This window comes from Rubidibacter lacunae KORDI 51-2, from assembly GCF_000473895.1.
Classification (GTDB): Bacteria; Cyanobacteriota; Cyanobacteriia; order Cyanobacteriales; family Rubidibacteraceae; genus Rubidibacter; species Rubidibacter lacunae.
This window is the reverse complement of record NZ_ASSJ01000050.1, coordinates 13,385-36,830: the sequence shown is the minus strand read 5'-3', so window position 1 is coordinate 36,830 and position 23,446 is coordinate 13,385. Positions and strand designations below refer to the sequence as shown.

Sequence of the window (23,446 nt, the reverse complement as noted above, 5' to 3'; positions counted from 1 at the left end):
AGCATCAGCGTCGGGAGGATGTCACGTCGTGTACTCGGCGTTAATGCGCACGTAGTCGTAGCTCAGGTCGCAGCCCCAGGCAATGCCCTCGCCGGAACCGTCCCCGACCGACACCGCAATCGCGATCGTGTCGCTTTTCAGATACTCCCCGGCAGCTGCTTGCTTGAGATATTCGCTGGCAGCAGCGCGATCGAAGGGTTGAGGCTGACCGCATTCCATCAAAACGATATCGCCGAGCTGCACCCGCAGGTCTTCTTGGTCGAAGATAACGCCCGCGCGACCGGCAGCAGCGGCGATGCGCCCCCAGTTGGGATCGCGCCCGAAAATTGCCGATTTGACTAACGAAGAGCTGACAATCGTCTTGGCGATCAGTTGAGCATCCGCCTCATCATGCGCCCCGGTTACCCGCACTGCAATCAAGCATGTGGCCCCTTCTCCATCGCGCGCGATCGCCTTTGCCAGGTGCTGGCAAGTTGCTGTCAGCATTGCCTCTAGCGTCTCCGCCGCCGGACCCATCTCGATAATGGCGGGGGTACGCGATTGACCGTTTGCCAAGGCAATCAACGTGTCGTTCGTGCTGGTATCGCCATCGACGGTGATTTGATTGAAACTGCGATTAGCGGCACGGTGTAACATGGTCTGCCAAAGCTGGGTCGAGACGGCAGCGTCGCAGGTCACAAATGCCAACATCGTCGCCATGTTCGGGTGGATCATGCCCGAGCCCTTGGCTATGCCTCCGATCCGCACGGGCCTGCCGTCGATTTCGGTCTCGGCAGCAAATTCTTTAGAAATTAGGTCGGTCGTGATAATTGCGCTGGCAGCCGCTGCGCTTCCATCTCCCGAAAGCGCGCTGACTAGCTTCGGGATCCCCGCCTGGAAGGCATCCATCTGCATCCGCCGCCCGATCACGCCGGTGGATGCCAGCAGGATCGCGTTCGGGTCGATTTGCAATTCTGCTCCCAGCCATTGGGCGGTCTGCAGCGCATCCTCCATTCCCCGATCGCCCGTTGCAGCGTTCGCCTGACCGGCATTGCAGAGGATTGCGCGGGCCATGGCTTTGTCTTGCAAGCGCTGGCGGCAATAGTCCACACAGGCGGCGCGCACCCGACTGAGCGTGAAGACCCCCGCCGCAATTGCGTCCGTTTCCGAGACAATCAGGGCCAAATCCGGAGCTCCGGAGGGTTTGAGTCCCGCCGCAATGCCTGCTGCCTTGAATCCCTTGGGCGCAGTTACGCCACCGTCAATCGCGTGCCACTCTGCCATGAGCCATCCTGCTCGGTCGCATCGTTACGAAAGGTCATTATACTGCCGCATCCAGGCGCGTTCCTACTGCATCCGCTCGCAGGCAATCTGGTTGCGAGCGGGTCAAACTCCCGTGCGTTATTCCATGCGTTCGGCTAGAAATTTCTGCACCAGCGCGACGACCGGTGGTGGGATCTCGTGCTGCATTTCGAACTCGCGATAGTCCACGGTTACCCCAGCTTTATCCAAAACCGATCGAGCTTGGCGGGCTGCCGAGACTGGGACAACTGGATCCAGCGTGCCGTGGACGAGCAATACTGGTGGAAACGTCGAAGGTGAGTTGGGTGGGGCATGAAGGTAACCCGACAAGCAGACGACCCCCGCTAGCGGCTGCACCAATCCCACGTCGAGCGCCATCGCGCCGCCTTGGGAAAATCCACACAGCACGGTGCGATCGCTCGGAATTCCCGACGACTCCAGTAAATCCACCATCCATGCTTGCAGAAGTTGGCGACCGAACTCCAGTTGCTCCACGTCGCGGCGTTCGAGGTCGTACCATGCCCGCCCACCGGCAACGTAGGGATGTGGAAATGGCGCGTCGGGGAAAGCCAGCAGGCAGTTGTCTAACGCCAAGAGGGGCGCGAGTCCGGCCAGATCCGCTGCATTTGCCCCCCAGCCGTGCAGCCCTACGAACAGGCGGTGCGGCGATCGCCCGTCGCGCGGCGAAATTGCGATCGAATCCAAGGCTGCGCCGGTCGTCAGGAGCGCGTCGTCATCCATGCGAAGGTTCCTATCGGTTCGGTTCTCTTCATACGTTCAGCCACTGCGCCAACACTTGCGGCATCGGCAATACCATCGCCAGGAGCAGCACCAGCACGGTTAGGCCGATCGCGTCGCGAAGATCGTCGAGTTCGCTAACGTCATCGAGAGCGGGCTCACCGATCGACGGCAAGAAGAATAGCACGATTGCCACCGCCAAAAACCACGGCTCGGCTAAAGCGAGCAACAGCAAGAGCAAGCGCGCAATTTGACCGACGATTGCTGCGGTGCGAATGCCGTAAATGGCGTGGACGATGTTGCCGCCATTGAGCTGGCCGAAGGGGATGAGCTTTAAGGCCGTCACGATCCAGCCGACGTACCCAGCTACGGCCAGCGGATGCATTTGGATTGCCGCCCCGGCGCTAAAATGCTCGCCGAGCGTTAACTTGGCAAAAACGGTTAGCAGCAACGAGAAGCGCGGATCCAAGGCGTTGATACTCAGTATCGTTGAGTCTTCGGTCAGCGGAACGGCTTGGGACAGCGAGAGGCCCCACAGCAAAATAAGAATCGTTACCGCAAAGCCGCACAGCGGTCCGGCAATTGCCACGTCGAACAAGGCACGTCGATTTGGGATGGGAGATCGCATGATTACGAACGCGCCGAAGGTGCCTGGAGCGATGGGGACGGGGATGAAATAAGGTAGCGTCGAGTGGATCTCATAGGCGATCGCGACGCTGTAATGGCAGAGTTCTTTGGCACCGAGGATCGTCATCAATCCCAGGGTGTATGGCAATCCCTGCAGCAGCAGTTCGTATGTGAATTCAGTATTGCTGAAGTCGGTAGCGGGGTTCTCAAAAACTGCCGCAAGCTGCCAGCCGATGTTTGCCGTCGTCACGAGGGTTAGCAGTAACAAACCCACTAACCAGCCGGGGCGGTTGAGCGGCTGCTCGCCCTCGACATTGAGGCGATCGCGCGAACGGGGGTTGGGCACCAGGGCAAAAAAAGGCTCGCCGCGCAGGCTTTCCTGGAACACCACGAGAAAGCGATCGCCGAATTCAGCCTGAATATTGCCGGCAATCTTGCGGTAGGCCTCGTCGGACGCCGCGCGCAACTTGCCCCGACAGAGCACGGCTTGTAGATTTTGATCGACGTGCTGGAGATAGTACACGCTCCAGGGGAAACAGTTGCGCAACTGCTTTTCTTCTTCGGGAGCGAGCAAGCGTGGTGCCTTTTCGGGTGCTGTTTCGGGTACCGTAGCAGTCGGTCGGTCGGTCGCGAGGTTCGCTGCCAGTCGGTCTGAGGGCGGCGCGTCCTGGCGCGGCGGTTTGCGGCGGCCGCGCTGGACGAGCCAGAGGTATAAGGGCGGGCAGATTAAAAACGGTGCCAGTGCTAGTAGCACTGGCATGGGTCGATCTTCACCGGCGATTAGGATCCACGCGCTCCAGACAAACGCCGGCATCATCATGACCGACCAGAGCAGCCACAGCGGCGTCCGCGTCAATCCGGCAACGCTGCGACGCAGGATCGCGTAGGTCAGCAAGCCAAGCAACAGTAGCATTAACCCCAAAACAGGCATCGGATCGCGTCAGGTGGCAGTAAGAGAAGCAGAACAGGTACGGCGCGCGTCCTCCAGCAACGAAGAGCGTGCGGACGGAAACACGTCAGGACGGAGCGCACACTAGGATACTAAGGCGCGCTGCGATGCCGCCAATTGAAGATACCCGAGATACGCGGCGCGAACCACGTCGCGACGCCTGCCGATGTCTGTCGATGCCCGTCCGAACGAACTGCTGCCTCGTCCCCCCAAGCCGCCTCGCAGGCTTCCTGAACCCGCAGGAATCTTTGCGTTCGCACCCAACCGCGAGACGCTGGGGGCGACCGCATACCTCATTGTAGGGAACGATAGCGTTGGGGACGGCAGCCGCGCTGTTGGAGATGTGCTCGTGGACTGCCCGGCGTGGGAAGCAACTAACCGCGAGTTCCTCCGCGATCGCCCGATTCGGTGGCTGTTTCTGACCCATCGCGGCGCGGCGGCGCGGGTGGCGCAGTGGCAAGCAGAGCTCAACTGCGCGGTCGTCGTCCAAGAGCAGGAAGCCTATTTGCTGCCAGAGGTGGAAACGACGCCGTTCCAGTCGGAGATCGCGCTTGAATTGCCCGGACTGGAACCTTGCTTAGGACTGTGGACGTGCGGGCACACGCCGGGCTCAGCCTGTTTGTACCTAGCGCGGGCAGGCGGCGTTTTATTTTCCGGACGCCATCTACTGCCAGATACGCGCGGGCAGGTCGTGCCGCTGCGCGCAGCCAAAACCTTTCATTGGTGGCGGCAACTGGATGCGGTGCAGGCACTACGCGATCGCTTTACTCCCGAAACGCTGCGGTACTTGTGCCCGGGTGCGAACACGGGATTTTTGCGCGGGCGCGGCATCGTCGCGGATGCCTACATGCATTTGGCGGCGCTGGATCTCTTAGCTTTGCGACAGGGCAAGCCGGGGCTGTAAGGCGTTGGTGAAACCTACCAATCAGCTCCTCAACCCGACAGTAGTTTGAGAATTGACACGCTCGTTACGGTCATTGCCCTTGCTGGCGTCCTAGGATAGTAGGCAACCGGTTGATTGTAAAGTTCTGTTTCGGATCTGGATCCCGATGGCTGTATCCGATCGCTTGCCCGCCGCATATATCCTCGTTGCCCACGGCAGCCGCGATCCACGCGCCCGCGTCGCCCTTGCCCAGCTGGCTGCATGCGTTCGCGATCGCGCCATCGTCTGTGAAACCGCCGCCCGCCGGCCAATAAATCGAGAGCATCGAGCCACCGCCACCCTAGAGCGGCACTCCATCGTATTGACGGCCGTGCTGGAAATGGGTGCGGTACCGCTTCACCAGGCAATCTTGCAGCAACTCCCGGCCATCCGGGTAGCCGGATTGCATCGCGTGCGGATTCTGCCCTTGTTCTTGTTGCCCGGTGTTCACGTGCGCAGCGACTTGCCGGCTGAGGTCGCGCGCGCGCAACAACTCGTCGGTGGCGAATTCGAGCTAGAGTTAGGAGCTTATCTTGGCAGCCATGCAGGATTAGTTCCTTTGCTTGCCGATCGCTTCGCTGCCCTCGCGGACCGCATTAATGCCGACGCTGAGCGTGCTTCACAACCGATTGGGCGCATTTTGCTCGCCCACGGCAGCCATCAATCCGAGGGCAATGGCACGATCGCGACAACCGCCGCCCGTCTGGGGGCAACTGCTGCTTTCTGGTCTGTTCCGCCGCACCTAGGCGAGTGCATCCGTACGTTGGGGGCAGCTGGCTATCGCCACTTAGCGATCGTGCCGTATGTCTTGTTTCCCGGTCGGATTATCGACGCGATCGCGACCGAAATCGAGCGCCTGTGCGGCGATCGCCCGGACTTAACTGTACACTTTGGCTCCCCCCTCGGGACGGTTCCTGCACTTGCCGACACGATTGTTGAATGGTTCCAACGATGATGCCATGTAGTTCGGGGGCGCTTCCCGTCGGGAAAGTGTACTTAGTTGGTGCCGGACCCGGGGATCCGGGTTTGCTAACGCTCAAAGGCAAGAGTTTGCTCGAATGCGCCGATGTAGTGGTGTATGACGCCCTTGTCAGCCCGGCAATCTTGGCGATGGTGAATCCCCGTACGGAATGCATCGACGCTGGCAAGCGACGGGGGCGACACTCGCGCGCGCAATCCGAAATCGCCCAGCTACTGATTGCCAAGGCACGCGACGCAGCGATTGTGGTCCGGCTGAAGGGCGGCGACCCCTTCATGTTTGGGCGCGGCGGCGAAGAAATGACCGACCTCGTTGCTGCCGGAATTCCAGTGGAGGTCGTCCCCGGCGTCACCTCGGGAATCGCCGCCCCGGCCTATGCCGGCATTCCGCTCACCCACCGCGCCCATAGCTCCTCGGTCATCTTCGTCACCGGCCACGAGGCCGCCGGGAAATATCGCCCCGATATAGACTGGACTGCGATCGCCCGCGCGGCGGAGACCATTGCGGTTTACATGGGCATCCACAATCTTGCTTACATTGTTGGCAAACTGATGGACGCCGGACTTGCGCCGGAGACCCCTGTCGCTCTGATTCGCTGGGGCACGTGTCCGGAACAAACCGATCTCATTGCCACTCTCGCAACCATTGTCGAGACCGTCGAGCGCCAGCAGTTCGCCGCCCCGGCGATCGCGGTGATCGGTCGCGTGGTTGCGCTCCGCGAGGTACTCGCCGGCTGCCGGCCGGTCGTATTGTCACCGCACTACGACAAGCCGTAACGACGAAAACTCATCCTCTCTTGTTTGGATGCCTGCAGGCGATCGCATTCGCTGGCATGATATTTAACTGGGGATCTCGACTACGCTTGCCTGCCATTATGGGTTTTGCCGACCTTTCCATTGCCGATATTGCTGCTGAGTATCGCTTGGCAGTTTCGGACGTCATGCAGATTTGCACTCGCCTGGACATTACCTACCGGGACGAGGGGACGAATCTGGCTCTTGAAGATGCAAAGGCCGTGATGTTAGAGATCCTCGGCCGCGCGCAGGACCCGGCAGAAGGCGATTGCGCGCGCGCGCGACCTTGCTAACGCTTGCTGCAGGGCCGAGACCCACCCGCACCGGTCGCTCGGCGATTGGTCTGGGGCAATAGCTGTCGGACGGCACTCGCCGAGCGACAGCCCTATTCAATGCACCATTTCTCGACCATCTTTTGAGAGGAGAATCCATGTTAAAGCGAACAATCTGGGCAGCAATGGCAGCAATTTTGCTAGTCTGGCAGCTTTGCGCTGGCAGCGTTGCCGCCCTCGAACTGACCGAAGAAATCCGGACGCTTCCTTACAACGAGGAAGGGGAGCAAGTCATCTATAGCCTCCAGCAGTTGGAGCGCGGCAAGAGCTTGTTCAACAATGTGTGCTCCCAGTGCCACGTTGGCGGCATTACTAAGACCAATCCGAACGTCAATCTTGCACTCCCGGTGCTCAACGGAGCCGAGCCCCCTCGCGATAACGTCGTTGCACTTGTCGACTACATGGAATACCCCACCACATACGACGGCGAGAGTGACTTGCTGGAGCTGCACCCGAACACCACCCGTTCCGACCTGTGGGCTGAGATGCGCAATCTTACCGATGAAGATCTAGAACACATCGGGGCGCACATTTTGTTTCAACCCCGCGTGCGGGGACGCCTGTGGGGCGGTGGGAAGACCTTAAACTAGACTCTTCCCGCGGGGCTTCGGACGAAAATCTACTTCGAACGAGCACCCAACTCCCTGACGGCAAGCGGCGTTTCGGCATCGGCTGCGCGGTGTCGTCCGCCGCTCGTCATGGCGACGTGAGTTCGATCGACCCGACTGCTGAAATCCTTGCTAAGAGTAGATCGAATATCAAGGCAGCTGAGCTGCTGTATAGACGCAGAAAGTACTTTAGCAGCAAGTACTTTAATTGAGAACACGGACCGCTTTTCACAACACTTGGCAACTATTAGGTACAAGCGCTCGCATTGCGATCCCGAAAAGCCACCTCGAATATCGCTCTCGCCATCGCACGCGCTGTCGAACTCTCGTCAAAGGTCGTCTTGAGATCGTCGCCAAGGAAGCGGTGTTCTAGGTGTTTTTTATATTTAAGGGCAAGGATGTCGGCTGAGTGGCTGGGAACAATAGGTGCTGTTTCTCTCGAGATATGGTTTCAATACCACAGAGCATCCCTAACGAGATATAGATCCCATCAAGTCTGCGATCTAAAGCCGGACGCCGAAGTGAAGATGCTGCTCAGTCCGGCGAGCAGAGCCCGGTTCTCGTCCGGCAAGCCGATCGCCGCACGCCAAAAGTAGGGGGCCAGCCCTTGTTTGCTGCCGAAGTCGGCTACCCACACCTGCTGCTGTTGTAGCCAGCTAACTAGCACGTCCGAGCGCAATCCGAGGGATTCACTACTGACGAATAGATAGTTAGCGGCAGAGGGAAACGCGGTCAATCCGAGGGCGCTTAGGTCGCGGGCAAGCGCCGCCCGATCGCGAAGGATTTGCTTGCGCGTTTTTTCGAAATAAGCGCAGTCGGCAAGCGCAGCGCTGGCAGCGGCTAATGCCAAGCAATTCACGGGAAAAATCTGTGCGGCGCGGTAAAGGTGGCCGGCAACTTCGGCCGACGCGATCGCGTACCCCACGCGCAGCCCGGCCAGTCCGAAGCTTTTGGACAGGCTTCTGAGCACGATCAACTGCGGGTAATGCGACAGCAAGTCAACGACTGTCTCACCGCAGTATTCGAAATAGCATTCATCCACAACGACCCACCCGTCAAAGTGCTCCAGTAACTCGACGATTGCCGCGCGCGGCATTAGATTTCCCGTTGGGTTGTTGGGGTTGGCCAAAAACAGGACGTGCGTTTGCGGTATTGACCGAGCCAACAGTGCCTTCGTATCGACGGCAAAATCGATCGACGAGCGCGGGACTTCCACGACCCTGCCACCTAACACTCGAGCCGAGAATCCGTATACAAAAAAGGTGGGTGTCGGCAGTAGCACCGCTCCACCAGGCGGCAAGCAGGTTTTGAGAACTAGCTCGATCAGGTCGTCCGAGCCGTTAGCGATCGCGATTTGCTCTGGAGCGACGCCAGCATAAGCTGCTAGTTGTGCCCTCAGGTCGCCGCCGAGCATCGGTGGGTAGCGGTTGACCGACCCGGCTGCCGCCGCGATCGCGTCGATAACCTTCGGCGAGGGCGGATAGGGAAACTCGCCTTTGTCAAGGCGCACGGCATTTGCCCCTCGCGACGGGCTAGCAGATTTTACCGCCAGCGCGCGAATGCAATCGTTGATGCGAGCGACCATCGCCGACCTCTAAGGACCTTAACCTGACTAAACTAATCGAACGGACGCGCGAGCGGCGAGCGCATCGAGAACTCCCCTAGCGCACTCGCTGCCGCGCGTTAAACCAAGCCAGCTAATAGACGCCATCGCTCTACCATGATGCGCTGGCACCATGTGGCAACGCAATTGTTGGATTGGCACGCGCGACCTCTGCGAGTGCGCGTTAGCCAGCAGCCTTGATAGATTTTTCGACCAGCGGCAATACTTGGTCGAGATCTTGCCAGCCGAGGATTTCGACCGACTTCTTCTCCAAGTTCTTGTAAGTACCGAAGAACTCTGCAATCTCGTCAAGGCGGTGCTGGGCAATGTCCTTGAGCGAGGTCACGTCTGCATAGCGCGGGTCTTTGACCGGCACGCACAGTAGTTTCTCATCGCGATCGCCGCCGTCGATCATTTCCAGCATTCCGATCGGTCGGGTGGCGATGACACAACCGGGAAATGTCGGCTCGTCCATGATCACCATGCCGTCGAGTGGGTCGCCGTCGTCGGCGAGCGTGTTGGGCACGAACCCGTAGTCAAACGGATACTGTACCGACGCATACAGCACGCGATCGAGCGCTAGCGCGTTGAGATCCTTATCGAATTCGTATTTGTTCTTGCTGCCGCCTGCAATTTCAACGATGACGTTAAGGATGCCAGGCTTGGGCTGCGCGGGAATGCGCGATAAATCCATGAGTGCTCTCCGGTGCAAATTATGCAGGTCGAAACCGCTGCAGCAACTGCAGCCACCGAGCAGCGCGAGCGCCACTTCGGGAGCATTCTAGCCGACAACGGGGACGCCGCAACGGGGACTGGCCGAACACTTACAACCTATAACCTCCGCCCTGCCATGGTGAAGTGCGGCAATTTATGGGGTTACGGCTATCAGGACCGGGGCACCTAAAAAAGCAGAGTACATCAACCGGTCGCGCTAGGTCGCCTGGCGCCTCAAACCCAGGCTCTATTGGTTGCACTAGCAAGCATGCCAAACACCTGCTGCTGCGCAAAGCGATCTGCGCGAGACAAGCAGCCCCGTCCGAACGGGGCCAAAAACGAAAAATGCCGTCAGCTGTCTAGCCTAATTCCCCAGCCGCAATGGAGCTGCGGTGTCGGGAAGCGCTCGCAAACTGATGTCGGAGGAAAAGTACCCTACGGCAAGCAGCGGAGCAGCTAGCGTCAGGACGGCAATGAGGGAACCAACGATCCCGGCCAAGCGATGTCGAGGTATCTCGGACGACCTGCCAGGCAAACTACTGCTGGAATCCATACAGATGATTAAAGCCAAACAAGTTTGGTAGTGAAGGTGACAACAAACGCAGTTTAGCCGCGCTCGATGCACTTCTTGATTTTAATCGCAAATTCCGAGCCGTGATTGTCGCCTAGGCGAAGAAGTTTTCGCGATAGCCGTCCTTATTCCGGCTATCGACTATAGTTTTCGGCGAGTTACCTACATGGCTATCGGCTCTTTGATGAAACGAATGTACAAGTGCTTGAACAGCGAACGCACTACCCTCGGTGCGCCGAAGTCGATCGCGTGCACGTCCGCCGGCAGTTGCCAGTCGTCGATCGCCAGATCTTTCGGGCGCTCAAGCGGAAACGCGATTGCGTCAAGGTCCGGGCAGAGCCCCAATCGCTGCGAGGCAGCCAGCGTCGGAACCTGTTGCGGGTCCACCTGCAGCAGTGCGGCAAGAGCACAGTCGAGGGCGAAGACATCCGAAGCCGCACCCAACACGCCGAGGGGACGTGGCTCGCCCGCGCTCGGCCCGTTGCCTTGATGTCCCACGATGCCGTCGATCAGCGTCAGGTCTGGCGCGATCGTCCGAGCGGTTTCGACGAGCATCTCGCCAAAGCGATCGGCGTCTTTGCCGGCTTCCATGTGCCACCACGCCTTCATCTTGCCAGGAACGCATCCGAAGAGATTCTTCACGCCCAAAGTTAACGTCAGCTGGCAGTGTGATTTGACCTTCGGCAAGTTAATGACGACATCGGCATCCATCGCTTCCTTGCTCAAGCGCAGGTGTTCGAAGGTGTCGCTAGCCGTGCCATAACGCTGTCCGCTGAATTCGACAACCGGCAGGTCCATGGACTCCAGGAGCGGACCGTAGCCGTTGGCTGCAGCGACGCCACGCGCGCTCCCAAATGCCGGACTGTCGCCCAGGAAGGGCGTGCCACCAGCTGCTTTGACCGACTCGGCAACGGCGGCAACGATTTCCGGGCGGGTCACGCATTCGCGGCGCGGCTTGCTACCCGTGAGCAAATTCGGTTTGAGCAACACGCGATCGCCCGCCTTGACGAACGATTCCATGCCGCCAAAGGGGGTCAGGACCTGCGCGATCGCGGTTTGCAGGTGCGGGGCATCGTAGCGCGTTGCTCGCAGCAAACTAACTTGGGGAGACATAGCAGCTCGGGAAAGCGGCAATTCATAATAATGTTTAGCGATGCGAAGCCAATCCCGCTGGTCTTTCAGGAAAGGGGAGGTGAGGCAGTTGGTGCCCCGTTGGGAACGACCGCTGCTGCAGGTGTTTCTACAGGAGTCGCCGCAGGTGCATCGGGGGCGGTGACTGAGGGACGGATGCGCTGGCAGTAGATCGCGAACAACACGAAGTTGACCCCGCCGAGCGCGTACTTGACTGCATTAGGAATAGATTCGCTCGGCGATATGAAGCCCTCAATCGCCCCCGCAATTAGCAAGAGCGGCACGATCCCGAATAACAGCCGCGCTGCCAGCGTTCCGGACTGTTTGAGAGCATCTGCCCGCCGCAACGCCCCGGGCCACACGAGCGATCGCGCGATCGCCAGTCCTGCCCCCCCGGCCAGAAAAATGGCCGGTAGTTCCAACGCGCCGTGGGGGAACACGAACGCCCAAAACGGATACGCCAGTTCGTAGCGCCCTACCAAGGCGCCCACCGTACCGATCAGCAGCCCGTTCAGCATCAAGATGTAGATCGTCCACAACCCGGCTGTGATGCCACCTCCGACGGCACCTAGTGAAACTGAAATGTTGTTAATGGCCAAGTTGCTGGACGAGACGGCTTCCCAACCGAGGATCGGACCCGTCCATAATTCGCCGCGATCGCGCACCATCGCAATCAACCACTCCGGCAACATCAACTCCAAGAAGCCCGGATCTTGCCATCCGTACCATCCGCCTACAACCCCCATGATTGCGAAGATGACCGTTGCTGCTGCAATGTAGCCACCCGCCTCGCGGACGGTGGCGGGAAATCCCCACAAACAGAAATCCACGATCGCATTCCATTCCTGCCGGCGCGAACCCTGATAAATAGCCGTGTAAGCGCGTACGGTCAGCTGTTGCAAATCGTGCTGGAGCAAGCGTCCGGCGCGGTGCGCGCGCGCGCGGGCCAGGTCACCGGATGTGGAGCGGTAGAGGCTCGCCAGCTCCCGTAACTCCTTGGCCGACAGCGATCGAAATCCGCGTTTTTCAACCTGGTGCAGCAGTTCGTCGAGGCGCTGCCAGTGCACTTCCCGTTGCGCGATCCAGCGTTGGAGTCTCACAGCTCCCCCTGTTCCCGGTTCCTTCATCTCATACTATGGCGGCTTTATTCCTGCGAGGACAGCGGGTTAAAATTCCTAAAAATTTGAGAGTGCTGTCGTAAGGAGCAAGGAGGGCAGATGGGAGCCATCAAATTTATCGAGGAAGGACTCGAGGTTGTTGCCGCTGACGGTGCAAATTTGCGCCAGAAAGCCCTGGAAAACCAGATTGACTTATACACCTTCAAGGGCAAGATGATCAACTGCGGCGGCTACGGTCAATGCGGCACGTGCTTGGTCGAGATCGTCGAAGGTATGGAGAATCTTTCAGAACGCACGCCCGTAGAAGTGAAACGCCTGAGCAAACGCCCGGATTCGTTCCGCTTGGCCTGTCAGATCCTCGTCAAAGGCGGCACTGTGAGCGTTATCACCAAGCCGCAGACGCGCAAGCAAGATAAGAAGAAGTAGGCGCGGGTACGCCGTGCGCAGGCCGTTGGGGTGATATCCTAAGGCCGTTTGGGTCAGCTTGCTGTTGGTGTTTGGAAATCATGGAGACTAATAAACTCGGATTCGTTGCCAGCCTTTTGTTCGTTCTGGTTCCTGCAGTGTTCCTGCTGATACTTTATATTCAGACCCGCAACGAAGATAAGGCGGGTTAGAGCGATCGCGTTCCCTAACTCGACTGCTATTGATGTATCTCCTGCCAATCGCTCCTGCGTCGGCGGGAGATTTATTGTTGGGGTATTGCCCGCCGGTCGATGACTGCGGGCTGTCGGAGGGTACAAGTGCCTTCGCATGGGGCTTGCAACTGAGCACCCGGTTGAGGAGAGTCAATTGCCGCAAGCTTTCGCCGCTTCATCGCCTCTCTACAATGAGGGGCAATTGCGCTGACGGACTCTGACCGATGGGGCGAACGCCCGAGCTAACTTACGATCGCGGCACGTTGCTGCTGCACCCGCCACCGCGCGGGAAAGCCTGGATTGACTTTGCTACCTGGGACGATCGCGTCGAGAAGTTTCGCTTTCCGGCACTGCACTACCGAGCGCTGGTCGGCGCATTGCAGCGCGATCGCGCTGTCTTCAACGATCGAGCACCGGACTTTCCCACTGCGGATCTGATGCCAGTCGCCGTGCGGGAACCGTTCGTCCACCAACGCGAGGCGCTGGCAGCGTGGGAGCAGAGCGGCCGGCGCGGCGTCGTCGTGTTGCCGACCGGGGCGGGGAAAACCTACTTCGCGCAACTAGCGATGCAGGCGGCAGGTTGCAGCACGATGGTGGTTGTCCCGACCATCGATTTGCTCCATCAGTGGTATGCGCAGCTAGAGGCAACCTATCCCGGTGCAGACATCGGGGCGCTCGGTGGTGGCGCGTGCGATCGCGCGCCGATTTTGGTAGCAACCTACGATAGTGCGGCAATCCATGCCGAATCCTTGGGCAATCGTTACGGATTGCTGGTTTGCGACGAGTGCCATCACCTGCCTACGGAGTTCTATCGCGTTGTTGCCGAATACGCGATCGCGCCCTACCGCTTGGGACTAACAGCAACACCCGAACGTAGCGACAACGCCCATCGCGATCTCGATACGCTGCTGGGCCCGATGCTTTATCGCAAAAGTGCTGCCGAACTGTCCGGGACGACACTGGCTGCCCACGACATTGTCCGGATCTCGGTGGAGCTGTCGGCAGCAGAACGCGAGCGCTACGATGCGGCGATCGCCTGTCGCAATGGGTTTCTGCGCGAAGCAAAGATTTCCTTAGGCAGTCTCAAAGGCTGGCAGCGTTTCGTTCAGATCGGCGCGCGCTCGGCAGCGGGTCGGCGGGCCATGTTGGCTCATCGCGAGGCGAGGGAGCTAGCGCTCGGCACGGACGGGAAACTGCACGTACTCGGCGAACTGCTGGCCCGGCACTATCCAGAACGCACGCTGATTTTTACCAATGACAACGCCACGGTTTATCGCATCGCGCAGGAGTTTTTAATTCCGGCGATCACGCACCAAACGCCTGTCAAAGAGCGTCACGCGATTTTGCAAGCCTTCCAAGCAGGCGTCTATCCCACGATTGCGACGTCACGCGTGCTCAATGAAGGCGTTGACGTGCCAGACGCACGCATAGCAATCGTGCTGTCGGGTACGAGTTCGACTCGCGAATACGTGCAGCGGCTCGGGCGCATTCTCCGCAAAGGCAGCAGCGATCGCAAACTGGCCTTGCTCTACGAATTAATCGCCGCCGATACTAGCGAAGAACGCATCGCTGCCCGTCGCCGCGCGACCTACGACACACCCCAGCAACTGCCAATATCCCCACTCAAACCGGTGGCAGTTGATGCAGCATCTGGCGATCGCAGCAGGCTGCGCGTTGCCGAAGCTAAAGGTACCTACAAAGCCGAACCCGAATTCACATCCGAGTCCTGAGCGATCTGGGCAATTCATTGTCCATTGGGGCCCAAGCCGAGTTCGGCTCGAGCAACAACCTTCTTCATGGTCGAGCTCGCAACCGTATCTCCGGGGCGAGCGCTTGCCAGCAGGTGTTTCGCATCCAATGCCAGGGAGCGATCTAGCGCTAAATACATCCGGTACACCGAGACTTTGGGATCGTAGCTAGTTTTCTGAAAGCCGAGCGATCGCGCCAGCCGCTCGTAGCTCGGGTGAATAATCAGCGTATGCAAGTCGCAGAGGTTGGGAAAATCCAACTGCAGGCGTGCAAGGGTCTGTTGAGCGTCCTGAAGGAAATTACCCTGCTCGCGATCCCGTTAAGGTGCTGCGATCGCCCAGCTGCGAAAAAATACCGTGCGATAGCTCGAATCGCCGGGTTGCGCGTATTCAAACGGATCGACATCGGTGAGCGCACTGAGGTGCAATCCCTTGCTGGACGGACCGAAGAAGAGCGCCTCCGAACTGCGTTGCGTGGGATAGAACAACGAAAACCCAACCGGAGTGAGGTTGTCGCAGCGACGCAGCACGCGCATTCCCTTGCCATCTTGTTCTGCCCTATCGCGCAATAGAGTGGCAATCCGAAACGGAATGGCATCGGTACTGTTGTTCATCCAGTTGTAGTTCGCAGCGAGCAAGTTTGCAACTGGAATTGCGTCGCAGCGCGGATCGAATTCGTCGGGCTTTTCCTCTGCGAGAGGTTCGTCTTCCGCCTGGTCAGGGAGGGCGGCTAAGGGGCGAACGGCGATCGCCAAACTGTTGCCATCGAACTGCTTATCGATTCTCCGTTAGCATGGGTCGAATGCGATCGCGTGCTGCCTTCTCGCACGGCAGCACGCTCGCCAAACTGTCGGTATTCTCTTTACCAGAGCAATCGCAATTATTTATGTAAGCGCATGCAAATTATCGACTGGATCGTCGTAGCGCTCTATCTCGGCACGATCGTGGCACTCGGCTTCTGGTTGCAGCGACGAGCGTCGGGCGGCATCGAAGCATATTTCTTGGGCGATCGCGACTTGCCCTGGTGGGCGTTGGGCGCGTCGGGGATGGCTTCGAATACGGATATCGCTGGCACGATGGGAATTACGGCGTTGGTCTACGCCTTGGGGACGCAAGGCTTCTTCATCGAGCTGCGGGGCGGCATCGTCTTGGTGATGGCGTTCTTCGCGATCTTTATGGGCAAGTGGATGCGGCGATCGCAAGCGATGACGCTGGCGGAGTGGATGGAGTTGCGCTTCGGGACGGGTGCGGCCGGTCGCTGGGCGCGCGCGATCGCGGCGGTGGCTAATCTGGTGGTATCGATCTGGATTTTGAGTTTCTTCGCCACGGGCGGCGGCAAGTTTTTCGGGTTGCTGCTAGGCATCGACGATCGCCTCGCAGCCATGCTGACGATTGTCTTGGCAGGACTCTACACGGCAGTGAGCGGCTTCTACGGCGTGATCTGGACCGACGTCTTCCAAGGCGTGCTGATTTTCGTGGCGATTTTGTACGTTTGCGCGATCGCCATGCAAACGGTGGTGCTGCCAGAGAGCTTCATGGTGTCGGTGCCTGCCGCTGACGGGCAGTTCGTAGAAATCACCAACACGCTGAGCGACTGGAGTCGCTTGTGGCCGGCAGCGGAGCTGGATCTACCCGGGCAATATTCGGCGTTCAATTTTCTGGGCGTGACGGTCGGGTTCTATTTCCTTAAGACCGTCCTGGAAGGCATGAGTGGCGTCGGCGGTTACATCAGCCAGCGGTATTTTGCTGCCCGCAGCGATCGCGAGGTCGGGTTGCTCTCAGCATTCTGGATTCTCTTGCTCTCGTTCCGCTGGCCGCTGGTGACGGCATTTGCCGTTTTGGGCATCCATCATGGACTTACGCGCGGTGCGATCGCCGATCCAGAATTAGTGCTGCCGACAGTTTTGGATGCTTACATTCCAGTAGGAATCAAAGGCTTGCTCGTAGCGTGTTTCGTCGCGGCGGCAATGTCTACGTTCGACTCGATTATCAACTCCAGCGCGGCCTTCTGGGTGCGCGATCTCTATCAGGGCTTTATCAACCCGCAGGCCACCGAGCGCCAGTTAATCTGGCACAGTCGTATTTCGTCGCTGGTCATCATGGCGTTAGGACTGGCGTTCAGCTTTTCGGCGGTAAACGTCAACGACATCTGGGGCTGGCTGACATTTGCGATGGGCTCGGGACTATTCGTACCTTTGCTGCTTCGCTGGTACTGGTGGCGTTTCAACGGATTTGGGTTTGCCATCGGGATGGCGACGGGTGCGGTCTCGGCCATCGCTTTGCGGCTCTCGGACGTTACCTTGCCAGAATATGCCAACTTCTTACTCCCAAGTGGGCTTTCGCTGTTGGGATGTCTAATCGGAACGTATCTTACGCCCGCAACTGATACAGCCGTTCTAGAGAACTTCTATCGTGTCACGCGACCGTTCGGATTTTGGGGATCCGTTGGAGAGACGCTGCCGCGTGGCGTCCGCGCTAAGATTGCGGCCGAAAATCAGCGCGACGCGATCGCGGTGTGTCTGGCAGTGCCGTGGCAGTTGGTATTGTTCCTCTCCGGCATGATGGCGATGATGCAGCAGTGGGACAGCTTCGGATTATTGGTGCTCGTGTGGCTCTTGCTGTCGATCGGGCTGTACTTTACCTGGTACCGACATCTCTCGAAGGAAGTCCGCGTTAGCGACCCGAAAACTGCCGCTCCAGCTAGCGAGCCCTCAGCCTGAAGTGAACTCCCGCAAACCAGGAGGATAATCCACTAGCGATCGCTACAGTCGCTTGCCGATCGCCTCGACCAATCGGTCGATCTCGTCCTCGCGGGTGAGGTAATGGGTGCAGGCGCGGACGCAGTCGGGATGGGCGATTGTGCGGAGGAAGAATCCGTCGTTTTCGAGCGATCGCACGAGTCGGGCATGTTTGCCACTCTCAAGCTGGAACGACACCAATCCGGCTTCCGGCGGCCGCGATCGCAAGCAGCGGAGGCCACCGAGTTCCGACAAGCGTTCCCACAAGTGCTCGCTCAGGTCGCAGATGCGCGCGTACCGCTCGGCGGGCGTTCCCCAACGATTGTGCGTGGCGATCGCGGCACTGAGTCCGATGTATTGCGGGTAAGCTGACGTCGCCAATTCGTAGCGTCGCGAGTCGGGCTGCCAGCCGGTTGGTTGTCCGCCGCGATCTATCGTGATACCGCGCCAGCCGATGAACGTTGGCGACAGCTCCGAGAGGATTTCTGGACGCACGAACAGTCCCCCGACCCCAGCCGGACCGCAGAGCCACTTGTGTCCGGTGAAGGCGTAATAATCCGCGCCGATCGCATCCAGATCCAATGGCAACGAGCCCACTGACTGGGCTGCATCCACCATTACCCGCACGCCGCGATCGCGACACAGTGCCGAGATCGCCGCCAGCGGCAGCACTTGCCCCGTATTCCACAGGAGGTGCGACAGCACCACCATGCGCGTCTTGTCCTGCAGCCCCCGCGCAATCGTCACGACTGGATCGCCGTCGTTGAGCGTGTCGAGCACCGAACAAACGTCGATCGCAACGCCGAAGCGCGCGGAAATCTCCTGCACCGCCGCAATGATGCCCGGATGCTCACAGTCAGTCAGCAGCACGCGATCCCCTGCTTGCCAGTGCGTGCCCCACAGGGCGATGTTACAGCCTGCCGTCACGTTTTCCGTCAGCGCGATCGCTGCTGCAGACGTGCCGAGTTCGGCCGCGATCGCCTGCCGGGTCAGCGCCGATTGCTCCTGCAACCAGGCATTCACGCTTTCGCCAAACGGACCCTCGCGCTGGATTTTGTCGTAGGCGTCAACAATCGCATCGAGAGCTGCTCGAGGTAGCGGTCCCTGACCGCCGAAGTTGAAAAAGACTTTATCATCAAGGCTCGGAAATTCCTGACGGTGGCGATCGAATTCAGAGGCAATCACGGTCGACCTCGCACGACGGGCAACGCGGTCACGTTAACGCAAGTTCGATGCGGTTGCCAGCAGGTGGAGTTGAAAACGGCTTTGCCATCCAGGCTCGGAAAATGCTGACGGTGGCGATCGCGTGCAGAAGCGATCGCGGGGGACCTCCGCCGGGCGCAGTGCAAGACCATAGCAGCGGACCCGAGAATGAGTTACCGCGCAGAGACAATTGCGGGTGCCGTGGATGCACCAACAGAGTTTGTTGTTAATGGGACGCCACCCTACTCGACCATCAGCACGATGTGGTTCCAGCGCTAGGGGTTGCCCATCTCGTTCTTCGAGACCTGCCAGAAATCCGGTGGGGGATTTACAAAACAAACGCAAATGTGTCGCTGAAGTACTCGTTGCAGAAGGTATTGAAAACCAAGGGTTTTTTCCTTAAGAGGAAGCTATTTTCAAGTTGCCCAGACTAGCGCTACAGAGCATTTCCGAAAAATGTACGACGCTCCTGGCGAATGAAACGCGGCGCTAGCAGTATATGTCATCGAGCATTCCGAGTGCGCTACGATTGAGACTCACTGACCAAAAAAACTTTTCACTCCCAAATACCGCCTCGAGGGCGCTGTCCCCTGGTTTAACTCAATTCATTGCGGTACCGCTGAGCCAAGAAAACAGCATCAACGACAGCATGTGTTGATGAATGGCTCTTTTCATCTTCCTTCTCCGACTGCAGGGGTGTTGTTTTTTCCCAAAGTTCAGGTTGGAATGGGAGTTTCCTGGAATTGCTATAAAGCTAGATTGTTGAAAAGCGGGAGTTCAGATGGAACTCCCGCTCAAGGGTATTCGGTTCTCGTACTCAACGACTCGATGTTGTTATGAAGCGATCAGGCTCGTTAGCTGAGTGCTGAGCCACTGCGATCGTAGGACTTGCGGAACGTTGATTGAACCTTGCCCTGGATGTGACCCCAGTAAGCGCTGTCAGGATCGAGACCGATTTCTGCAGCGGCGCGTCCTAACATCGATTGCTGGCGGTTCTTAATAGCGTTGTGGTGGCGCATCATCAGCGCGCGGGCTTGCTCTTGAGCAGACATAAAATCGACCTCCTAAGGGTAACCAGTACCTGACGCGATCGCGCCACTGCTCCTTACAGATTTAAATATACCACGAATTTCTGTATCTGATTTTACAAAATTGCTGCCGCCTTAACAAATCTTTTCAGGGATCCCCCTAGCCAACTCGAACAATCCGCGTAACGCTCTGTCGAGGTAGGAATTTAGCAAGCAGCACCAATACCAGTGAATCTCAATTGTAGTTCTCTGGGCTTTGTTGTAGCATGAGTAGGTTTGCGGCAACCCATGCTTCACAAGCCTCTCGCGAGTTAGTGTAGGTGACTTTAGAGACCGAGAAGATATCCGCAAATGTTATATCGTTCGGATCTCTTCGGACATTTTCAAGGGCGGCACAACTGGTGAGATGGCGATCTCGTTACTGCACTTTTTCGGTTGCATGTAGTCACTAGTCATCGCAAGCATGCCTTGAGGACCTGATTGACTTGCAAAAGATGCTTCCAAGCAGGGCAAGTCCTTGACTCGCATGGCATTGGGCTCTTGTCAACCCCGACTGGAAGCATGCATCTTCAAGATTTGACATCGTTCCAACTCGACGGCGCTGTGGAAAAATTCCCGTTCCCTAACATGTCCGCGCCTGGCTGCGTCAACTGGCGGCTTAGGCTTAGCTCACACTGCCTCACCACCGTTTGCCAGATACTGGGTCTATGCCTGCAGACCGGATAGGACAACCTCATCCGCTGGTTAGCTTATCTCCTTACTCACAGGCGCACCTAACTCACAGGCGCCCCGCTCAGAGCGGGCAGCGGTGCCTCCAATGCTGGCTCCAAACCTGCGCATCAGTTTGCAAGACGTCCATCGTGAGTTTTGGGAAGTGGTCAGCAACGTGGAGAAGACCCTGCAAACGTTCCAGGAATAAGGGGTGCCGTTCGACATCGTGGAGCGTTTCCTCGATGACCAATTCAACGGTTGGAATCTCCGGAAGTCTCCGGCCTTGTAGCTTTGTGCCCTGTCGCGACTCTGATTAGAATTGGCGCTTGCGATCCACGAAGTGACCGCCCAGTGGGTTGCTGTATTAGCAACAGGTCAGAGGTACTGAGTGAACCCGCACTTGTTTTGGGGGAAATCGCTATTTCCGCACCGGTTGGGAGGAGGTAAATGCCCTAAAATACACGGGTTGGCAGCTGCTTCGCAAGGGGCGATTCCATGGCTACGTCAATCTGGAGCCGGCGCAAACGTCACGGCGGCAGCACGAGCAACGCTACTTTCAGCTGGAGCTCGAAGTTCTGACTACTAGCTATTTCTCTGCTCTCGTGTAAGTTTTGTCAGTCAACAAGCTTAAGGACTCTCCTAGCCGAACGCACTCAACTACACAGAGATGTCGGACTTAATCAAGCCGCTGCCAGTTGCGAGCACCTTGGTGAGTTTGGGAATCGACTTTGCGGATTCCGTAACGCTCCCAGCCGGGGCGCGTAGCCGTTTTGCGGAAGCTCTCGAACGCACCTTGATAACCTCTGGAACAGGCAATATCCCAGGCTTCGCGGCTCGTTAACGTGCTAGCGATCTTTCGCTGAACCGTTTTTGGTGGCTTCGATTGTTGCTTGGATTGTGGTGCTTTCGATTGCTGGACCGTCTTCTTGGACTTCGACTGTCCTACCTTTGATGACTTAGCCGGTGCTAGGGATTGTTGCTTGGACTGCTGTCCCGCTTTCTTGGACATCGACTGTTGGGGCGTTCGCGCAGTCGTTCCACTCGACTTCGCTTTCTTGGATTTGTTCTCTGCTGACGCTGATGCTGGCTTGGTTTTCCGAGACTTGTCTGATAGCGAAGCCGACTTTGTCACCTTTCCTGACTTGGTCGTTGTCCCTGTGGCTGCGCGAGGCGTTTTAGCTGTCTTACGGAGCTTGGTTGCCGATGATGATGTCGTTGATGCTGCTGCAGAAGGTGCTTTCGTTGTCTTAGCTCCCTTCGCATTAATTGTCTTCGTCGACTTGCGCGACTTAGCTGCCGATGCTGTCGATACCCCTGCTACTGCTGGAGGTGATTTGGTTACCTTAGATGCTGTTGCCTTCTTTGATGGGGTTGCTGTCGCCTTAGCCTTAGAAGATGCTGACTTGGATGTTGTCGCCTTCGTCGATTTGGGGACTGTCGCCTTCTTGGATTTGGATGCTGTAACCTTAGATGCTGCTGTCTTCGCCGATTTAGATACTGTTGCTGGTAACGTTGCTGACGTTGCCGATGGTGCTGATAAAGATTTTGGTGTTGAAACTGAGGTCGATGACTCCCGCTCTTCTAATACAATCAAGCGATCTCGCAGCTTCCCGATTTCTGCTCTCACCGCTTCAAGCATCTGCAGCCAATCAGGAGACTCTTGCTGCTGGGTGAGCTGGGGACTGGGGGGCTCCGGTTGGCTTTCCCCATCATCGGCAATGTCAAATTTTCCGTCGCGGAGCGCTGTCACGAGCCGGTGTAATGCACTCGGCTGCGATAGATCTCGATCTTTGCAATAGTCTTGAAACCATTCGCGCAGCTCGCTCTCGAGGTACAGGTTGACCCGCACTTTCCCTGCTGGTGTCCGCGGCATATTTTAAGCTTCCTCAACTTCCCTATGTTTATAGAGGAGTTCTGAATGTGGGGAGGTTCCCGACCGACAGTAAGCAAGGTTGAACTACACGAACTCGTGCGGCGAGCCATGTTAGCCCGACTCCAGTGCACGCGTTCTCAACTGGAGCCCTCAGCGCAGTCAGCTGAACGGTTGCTGAGGACATTCAAGATTTAATCCGCCGGTCTTCTATATCCAGACTAACCGAGCAGCAGCCAAATCGATCGCTGACGCAATCTCCGGAGTTGTTGACATTTGCGATCGGTAAATCCGTCTGCTCGCGTTATTACTTTAGCTTCGGCAACCGGGCAAAGACTTCTTCAACGCGGACCTGCGCCTTAGTATCAAGGCGCTGCCAATCCACGTTGCCAGTTTCCGGATCGAAGAGGTTGGTGTCGATTTCAACCTCAACATATTCGGCATCGTCATCGGCAAACAGCGGTGGATAGGCGCGAAAACACACCTTGAAACACAAATCCCACAAGTTGACCGCGATTTCCCGACCGCCCCGACCCAAGCAGAGTTCGTAGCCTGGAATCGGGAAGTCCACTTTGCGGTAGCTCTCCTTCCAGGATGAGCCTTCGAGTTGCTTGCGGAGGTTATCGAGCAGGCGAATATAAGCCGGCTGCAAAAGTAACTGTGCCTGCTCCCACGCCTCTGCATCTGCAAACTTTGGCTTCACGATGCTGCTTCCTCCACGCAGACAATGCGCGGCAGCGCAACATCGCCTGGCATAGAAAACTGGCGAACGACTGCGTCGGTGCCCACTGGAGCGTCAGCATGCAGGCGTTCGAGCAGTTCAACACTTGCATCAAGGAGACGATCGACATTGACGCCAGCATGCGCCGGCGCATAATCGCTAAGACGCTGGCAGCCTTCACCCAGAGACAAGACTGCCCCGCGCCAGTTTTGATTGCTCAAGTGATAGCAGCCAACCGCTATCTGCAGGATACCCTGGTAGAAACGCCGTTCTGGTTCGGGCGCATCTATCCACAACGCTTCCAACGTATCGTGGCAAGCGTAGAACTCCTGCTGGTTGAATTGCTCGATTCCCTGCCTGAGTGCTGCTGGCGGCACGATCGCGCTCCTCATTTACGGGAGAGCTGGGGCTCGTAATGGCTA

Annotated in this window: 24 protein-coding genes; 11 read left to right on the top strand and 13 right to left on the bottom strand. The window is 57.9% G+C overall.

The features are described 5' to 3' along the window. Positions 1 to 21: 21 nt before the first annotated feature. From argJ to KR51_RS09525, 3 genes are all read right to left on the bottom strand, one after another. Positions 22 to 1,263 (bottom strand): bifunctional ornithine acetyltransferase/N-acetylglutamate synthase, encoded by a 1,242-nt coding sequence (argJ, locus tag KR51_RS09535; protein ID WP_022607170.1) that lies wholly within the window; start codon positions 1,261 to 1,263, stop codon positions 22 to 24. Positions 1,264 to 1,380: 117 nt separating this feature from the next. Beyond that, the gene (locus KR51_RS09530; RefSeq protein ID WP_022607169.1) at positions 1,381 to 2,022 is read right to left on the bottom strand and encodes an alpha/beta hydrolase; all 642 of its coding nucleotides are present in this window, start codon (positions 2,020 to 2,022) and stop codon (positions 1,381 to 1,383) included. Between the two features lie 28 nt (positions 2,023 to 2,050). Beyond that, positions 2,051 to 3,577: a site-2 protease family protein gene (locus tag KR51_RS09525; RefSeq protein WP_022607167.1), complete on the bottom strand. Its 1,527-nt coding sequence runs from the start codon at positions 3,575 to 3,577 to the stop codon at positions 2,051 to 2,053. A 184-nt stretch (positions 3,578 to 3,761) separates the two neighbouring features. On the opposite strand from KR51_RS09525, the gene KR51_RS09520 reads away from it, so the two are divergent. From KR51_RS09520 to psbV, 5 genes are all read left to right on the top strand, one after another. Beyond that, positions 3,762 to 4,499: an MBL fold metallo-hydrolase gene (locus tag KR51_RS09520; protein WP_022607165.1), complete on the top strand. Its 738-nt coding sequence runs from the start codon at positions 3,762 to 3,764 to the stop codon at positions 4,497 to 4,499. A 145-nt stretch (positions 4,500 to 4,644) separates the two neighbouring features. Next, entirely contained in the window at positions 4,645 to 5,472 is an 828-nt protein-coding gene (locus tag KR51_RS09515; protein ID WP_022607163.1) for a sirohydrochlorin chelatase, read from the top strand. After that, complete coding sequence (gene cobA / locus KR51_RS09510; protein ID WP_232214581.1) at positions 5,457 to 6,272, top strand: uroporphyrinogen-III C-methyltransferase; 816 nt, start codon at positions 5,457 to 5,459, stop codon at positions 6,270 to 6,272. Before KR51_RS09515 ends, cobA begins: the two co-directional genes overlap by 16 nt. Positions 6,273 to 6,358: 86 nt before the next feature. After that, a complete protein-coding gene (locus KR51_RS09505; RefSeq protein WP_232214580.1) occupies positions 6,359 to 6,583 on the top strand; it encodes a translation initiation factor IF-2 in 225 nt (74 codons plus the stop codon). 137 nt (positions 6,584 to 6,720) lie between these two features. Further along, complete coding sequence (psbV, locus tag KR51_RS09500) at positions 6,721 to 7,212, top strand: photosystem II cytochrome c-550 (RefSeq protein WP_022607157.1); 492 nt, start codon at positions 6,721 to 6,723, stop codon at positions 7,210 to 7,212. Between the two features lie 508 nt (positions 7,213 to 7,720). On the opposite strand, the gene hisC is transcribed toward psbV, so the two are convergent. Together hisC and KR51_RS09490 are read right to left on the bottom strand one after the other, a co-directional pair. Further along, positions 7,721 to 8,815: a histidinol-phosphate transaminase gene (gene hisC, locus KR51_RS09495; protein ID WP_022607155.1), complete on the bottom strand. Its 1,095-nt coding sequence runs from the start codon at positions 8,813 to 8,815 to the stop codon at positions 7,721 to 7,723. 202 nt (positions 8,816 to 9,017) lie between these two features. Next, positions 9,018 to 9,527 carry an inorganic diphosphatase gene (locus KR51_RS09490; RefSeq protein WP_022607153.1) on the bottom strand — a complete coding sequence of 170 codons (510 nt, stop codon included), beginning with the start codon at positions 9,525 to 9,527 and terminating at the stop codon, positions 9,018 to 9,020. 12 nt (positions 9,528 to 9,539) lie between these two features. Between KR51_RS09490 and KR51_RS09485 the strand changes: the two genes are divergently transcribed. Further along, positions 9,540 to 9,737, top strand: a complete 198-nt coding sequence (locus tag KR51_RS09485; RefSeq protein ID WP_156915059.1) for a hypothetical protein — start codon at positions 9,540 to 9,542, stop codon at positions 9,735 to 9,737. Positions 9,738 to 10,280: 543 nt separating this feature from the next. Here the strand turns inward: KR51_RS09485 and KR51_RS09480 are convergent. Both KR51_RS09480 and KR51_RS09475 read right to left on the bottom strand, forming a co-directional pair. Then, complete coding sequence (locus tag KR51_RS09480) at positions 10,281 to 11,231, bottom strand: DUF362 domain-containing protein (RefSeq protein WP_022607149.1); 951 nt, start codon at positions 11,229 to 11,231, stop codon at positions 10,281 to 10,283. Positions 11,232 to 11,296: 65 nt separating this feature from the next. After that, positions 11,297 to 12,349, bottom strand: a complete 1,053-nt coding sequence (locus KR51_RS09475; protein ID WP_071783263.1) for a stage II sporulation protein M — start codon at positions 12,347 to 12,349, stop codon at positions 11,297 to 11,299. A 117-nt stretch (positions 12,350 to 12,466) separates the two neighbouring features. On the opposite strand from KR51_RS09475, the gene KR51_RS09470 reads away from it, so the two are divergent. From KR51_RS09470 to KR51_RS09460, 3 genes are all read left to right on the top strand, one after another. Beyond that, positions 12,467 to 12,793 carry a 2Fe-2S iron-sulfur cluster-binding protein gene (locus KR51_RS09470; RefSeq protein WP_022607145.1) on the top strand — a complete coding sequence of 109 codons (327 nt, stop codon included), beginning with the start codon at positions 12,467 to 12,469 and terminating at the stop codon, positions 12,791 to 12,793. Positions 12,794 to 12,873: 80 nt separating this feature from the next. Then, entirely contained in the window at positions 12,874 to 12,984 is a 111-nt protein-coding gene (gene psbM, locus KR51_RS09465; RefSeq protein ID WP_022607144.1) for a photosystem II reaction center protein PsbM, read from the top strand. A 245-nt stretch (positions 12,985 to 13,229) separates the two neighbouring features. Next, positions 13,230 to 14,735, top strand: a complete 1,506-nt coding sequence (locus tag KR51_RS09460) for a DEAD/DEAH box helicase (RefSeq protein WP_022607142.1) — start codon at positions 13,230 to 13,232, stop codon at positions 14,733 to 14,735. Between the two features lie 14 nt (positions 14,736 to 14,749). Here the strand turns inward: KR51_RS09460 and KR51_RS17515 are convergent, their stop codons facing one another. Both KR51_RS17515 and KR51_RS09455 read right to left on the bottom strand, forming a co-directional pair. Further along, on the bottom strand, positions 14,750 to 15,013 hold the full coding sequence (locus tag KR51_RS17515; RefSeq protein WP_051358141.1) for a hypothetical protein: 264 nt from the start codon (positions 15,011 to 15,013) through the stop codon (positions 14,750 to 14,752). A 60-nt stretch (positions 15,014 to 15,073) separates the two neighbouring features. After that, positions 15,074 to 15,508 carry a hypothetical protein gene (locus tag KR51_RS09455; RefSeq protein ID WP_051358140.1) on the bottom strand — a complete coding sequence of 145 codons (435 nt, stop codon included), beginning with the start codon at positions 15,506 to 15,508 and terminating at the stop codon, positions 15,074 to 15,076. A 141-nt stretch (positions 15,509 to 15,649) separates the two neighbouring features. On the opposite strand from KR51_RS09455, the gene KR51_RS09450 reads away from it, so the two are divergent. Further along, positions 15,650 to 17,473, top strand: coding sequence for a sodium:solute symporter family transporter (locus KR51_RS09450; protein ID WP_022607139.1), 1,824 nt, complete (start codon positions 15,650 to 15,652; stop codon positions 17,471 to 17,473). Positions 17,474 to 17,515: 42 nt separating this feature from the next. Here the strand turns inward: KR51_RS09450 and KR51_RS09445 are convergent, their stop codons facing one another. Together KR51_RS09445 and KR51_RS09440 are read right to left on the bottom strand one after the other, a co-directional pair. Beyond that, the gene (locus KR51_RS09445) at positions 17,516 to 18,676 is read right to left on the bottom strand and encodes an aminotransferase class V-fold PLP-dependent enzyme (protein WP_022607138.1); all 1,161 of its coding nucleotides are present in this window, start codon (positions 18,674 to 18,676) and stop codon (positions 17,516 to 17,518) included. Between the two features lie 872 nt (positions 18,677 to 19,548). After that, complete coding sequence (locus KR51_RS09440; protein ID WP_022607136.1) at positions 19,549 to 19,746, bottom strand: hypothetical protein; 198 nt, start codon at positions 19,744 to 19,746, stop codon at positions 19,549 to 19,551. Between the two features lie 1,688 nt (positions 19,747 to 21,434). Here KR51_RS09440 and KR51_RS09430 point away from each other — a divergent pair. Continuing rightward, positions 21,435 to 22,232, top strand: a complete 798-nt coding sequence (locus KR51_RS09430; RefSeq protein ID WP_040655792.1) for a hypothetical protein — start codon at positions 21,435 to 21,437, stop codon at positions 22,230 to 22,232. 378 nt (positions 22,233 to 22,610) lie between these two features. Here the strand turns inward: KR51_RS09430 and KR51_RS09425 are convergent, their stop codons facing one another. Then, positions 22,611 to 23,006 carry a hypothetical protein gene (locus KR51_RS09425; RefSeq protein WP_022607129.1) on the bottom strand — a complete coding sequence of 132 codons (396 nt, stop codon included), beginning with the start codon at positions 23,004 to 23,006 and terminating at the stop codon, positions 22,611 to 22,613. Then, complete coding sequence (locus KR51_RS09420) at positions 23,003 to 23,416, bottom strand: DUF309 domain-containing protein (protein WP_084202435.1); 414 nt, start codon at positions 23,414 to 23,416, stop codon at positions 23,003 to 23,005. Before KR51_RS09420 ends, KR51_RS09425 begins: the two co-directional genes overlap by 4 nt. Positions 23,417 to 23,446 lie beyond the last annotated feature (30 nt).

Excerpts from the sequence above, each read along its gene's own strand:
- argJ (WP_022607170.1), bottom strand. The coding sequence starts at position 1,263 with ATGGCAGAGTGGCACGCGATTGACGGTGGCGTAACTGCGCCCAAGGGA.
- KR51_RS09530 (WP_022607169.1), bottom strand. The coding sequence starts at position 2,022 with ATGGATGACGACGCGCTCCTGACGACCGGCGCAGCCTTGGATTCGATC.
- KR51_RS09525 (WP_022607167.1), bottom strand. The coding sequence starts at position 3,577 with ATGCCTGTTTTGGGGTTAATGCTACTGTTGCTTGGCTTGCTGACCTAC.
- KR51_RS09520 (WP_022607165.1), top strand. The coding sequence starts at position 3,762 with ATGTCTGTCGATGCCCGTCCGAACGAACTGCTGCCTCGTCCCCCCAAG.
- KR51_RS09515 (WP_022607163.1), top strand. The coding sequence starts at position 4,645 with ATGGCTGTATCCGATCGCTTGCCCGCCGCATATATCCTCGTTGCCCAC.
- cobA (WP_232214581.1), top strand. The coding sequence starts at position 5,457 with ATGGTTCCAACGATGATGCCATGTAGTTCGGGGGCGCTTCCCGTCGGG.
- psbV (WP_022607157.1), top strand. The coding sequence starts at position 6,721 with ATGTTAAAGCGAACAATCTGGGCAGCAATGGCAGCAATTTTGCTAGTC.
- hisC (WP_022607155.1), bottom strand. The coding sequence starts at position 8,815 with ATGGTCGCTCGCATCAACGATTGCATTCGCGCGCTGGCGGTAAAATCT.
- KR51_RS09490 (WP_022607153.1), bottom strand. The coding sequence starts at position 9,527 with ATGGATTTATCGCGCATTCCCGCGCAGCCCAAGCCTGGCATCCTTAAC.
- KR51_RS09480 (WP_022607149.1), bottom strand. The coding sequence starts at position 11,231 with ATGTCTCCCCAAGTTAGTTTGCTGCGAGCAACGCGCTACGATGCCCCG.
- KR51_RS09470 (WP_022607145.1), top strand. The coding sequence starts at position 12,467 with ATGGGAGCCATCAAATTTATCGAGGAAGGACTCGAGGTTGTTGCCGCT.
- psbM (WP_022607144.1), top strand. The coding sequence starts at position 12,874 with ATGGAGACTAATAAACTCGGATTCGTTGCCAGCCTTTTGTTCGTTCTG.
- KR51_RS09460 (WP_022607142.1), top strand. The coding sequence starts at position 13,230 with ATGGGGCGAACGCCCGAGCTAACTTACGATCGCGGCACGTTGCTGCTG.
- KR51_RS09450 (WP_022607139.1), top strand. The coding sequence starts at position 15,650 with ATGCAAATTATCGACTGGATCGTCGTAGCGCTCTATCTCGGCACGATC.
- KR51_RS09440 (WP_022607136.1), bottom strand. The coding sequence starts at position 19,746 with ATGTCTGCTCAAGAGCAAGCCCGCGCGCTGATGATGCGCCACCACAAC.
- KR51_RS09420 (WP_084202435.1), bottom strand. The coding sequence starts at position 23,416 with ATGAGGAGCGCGATCGTGCCGCCAGCAGCACTCAGGCAGGGAATCGAG.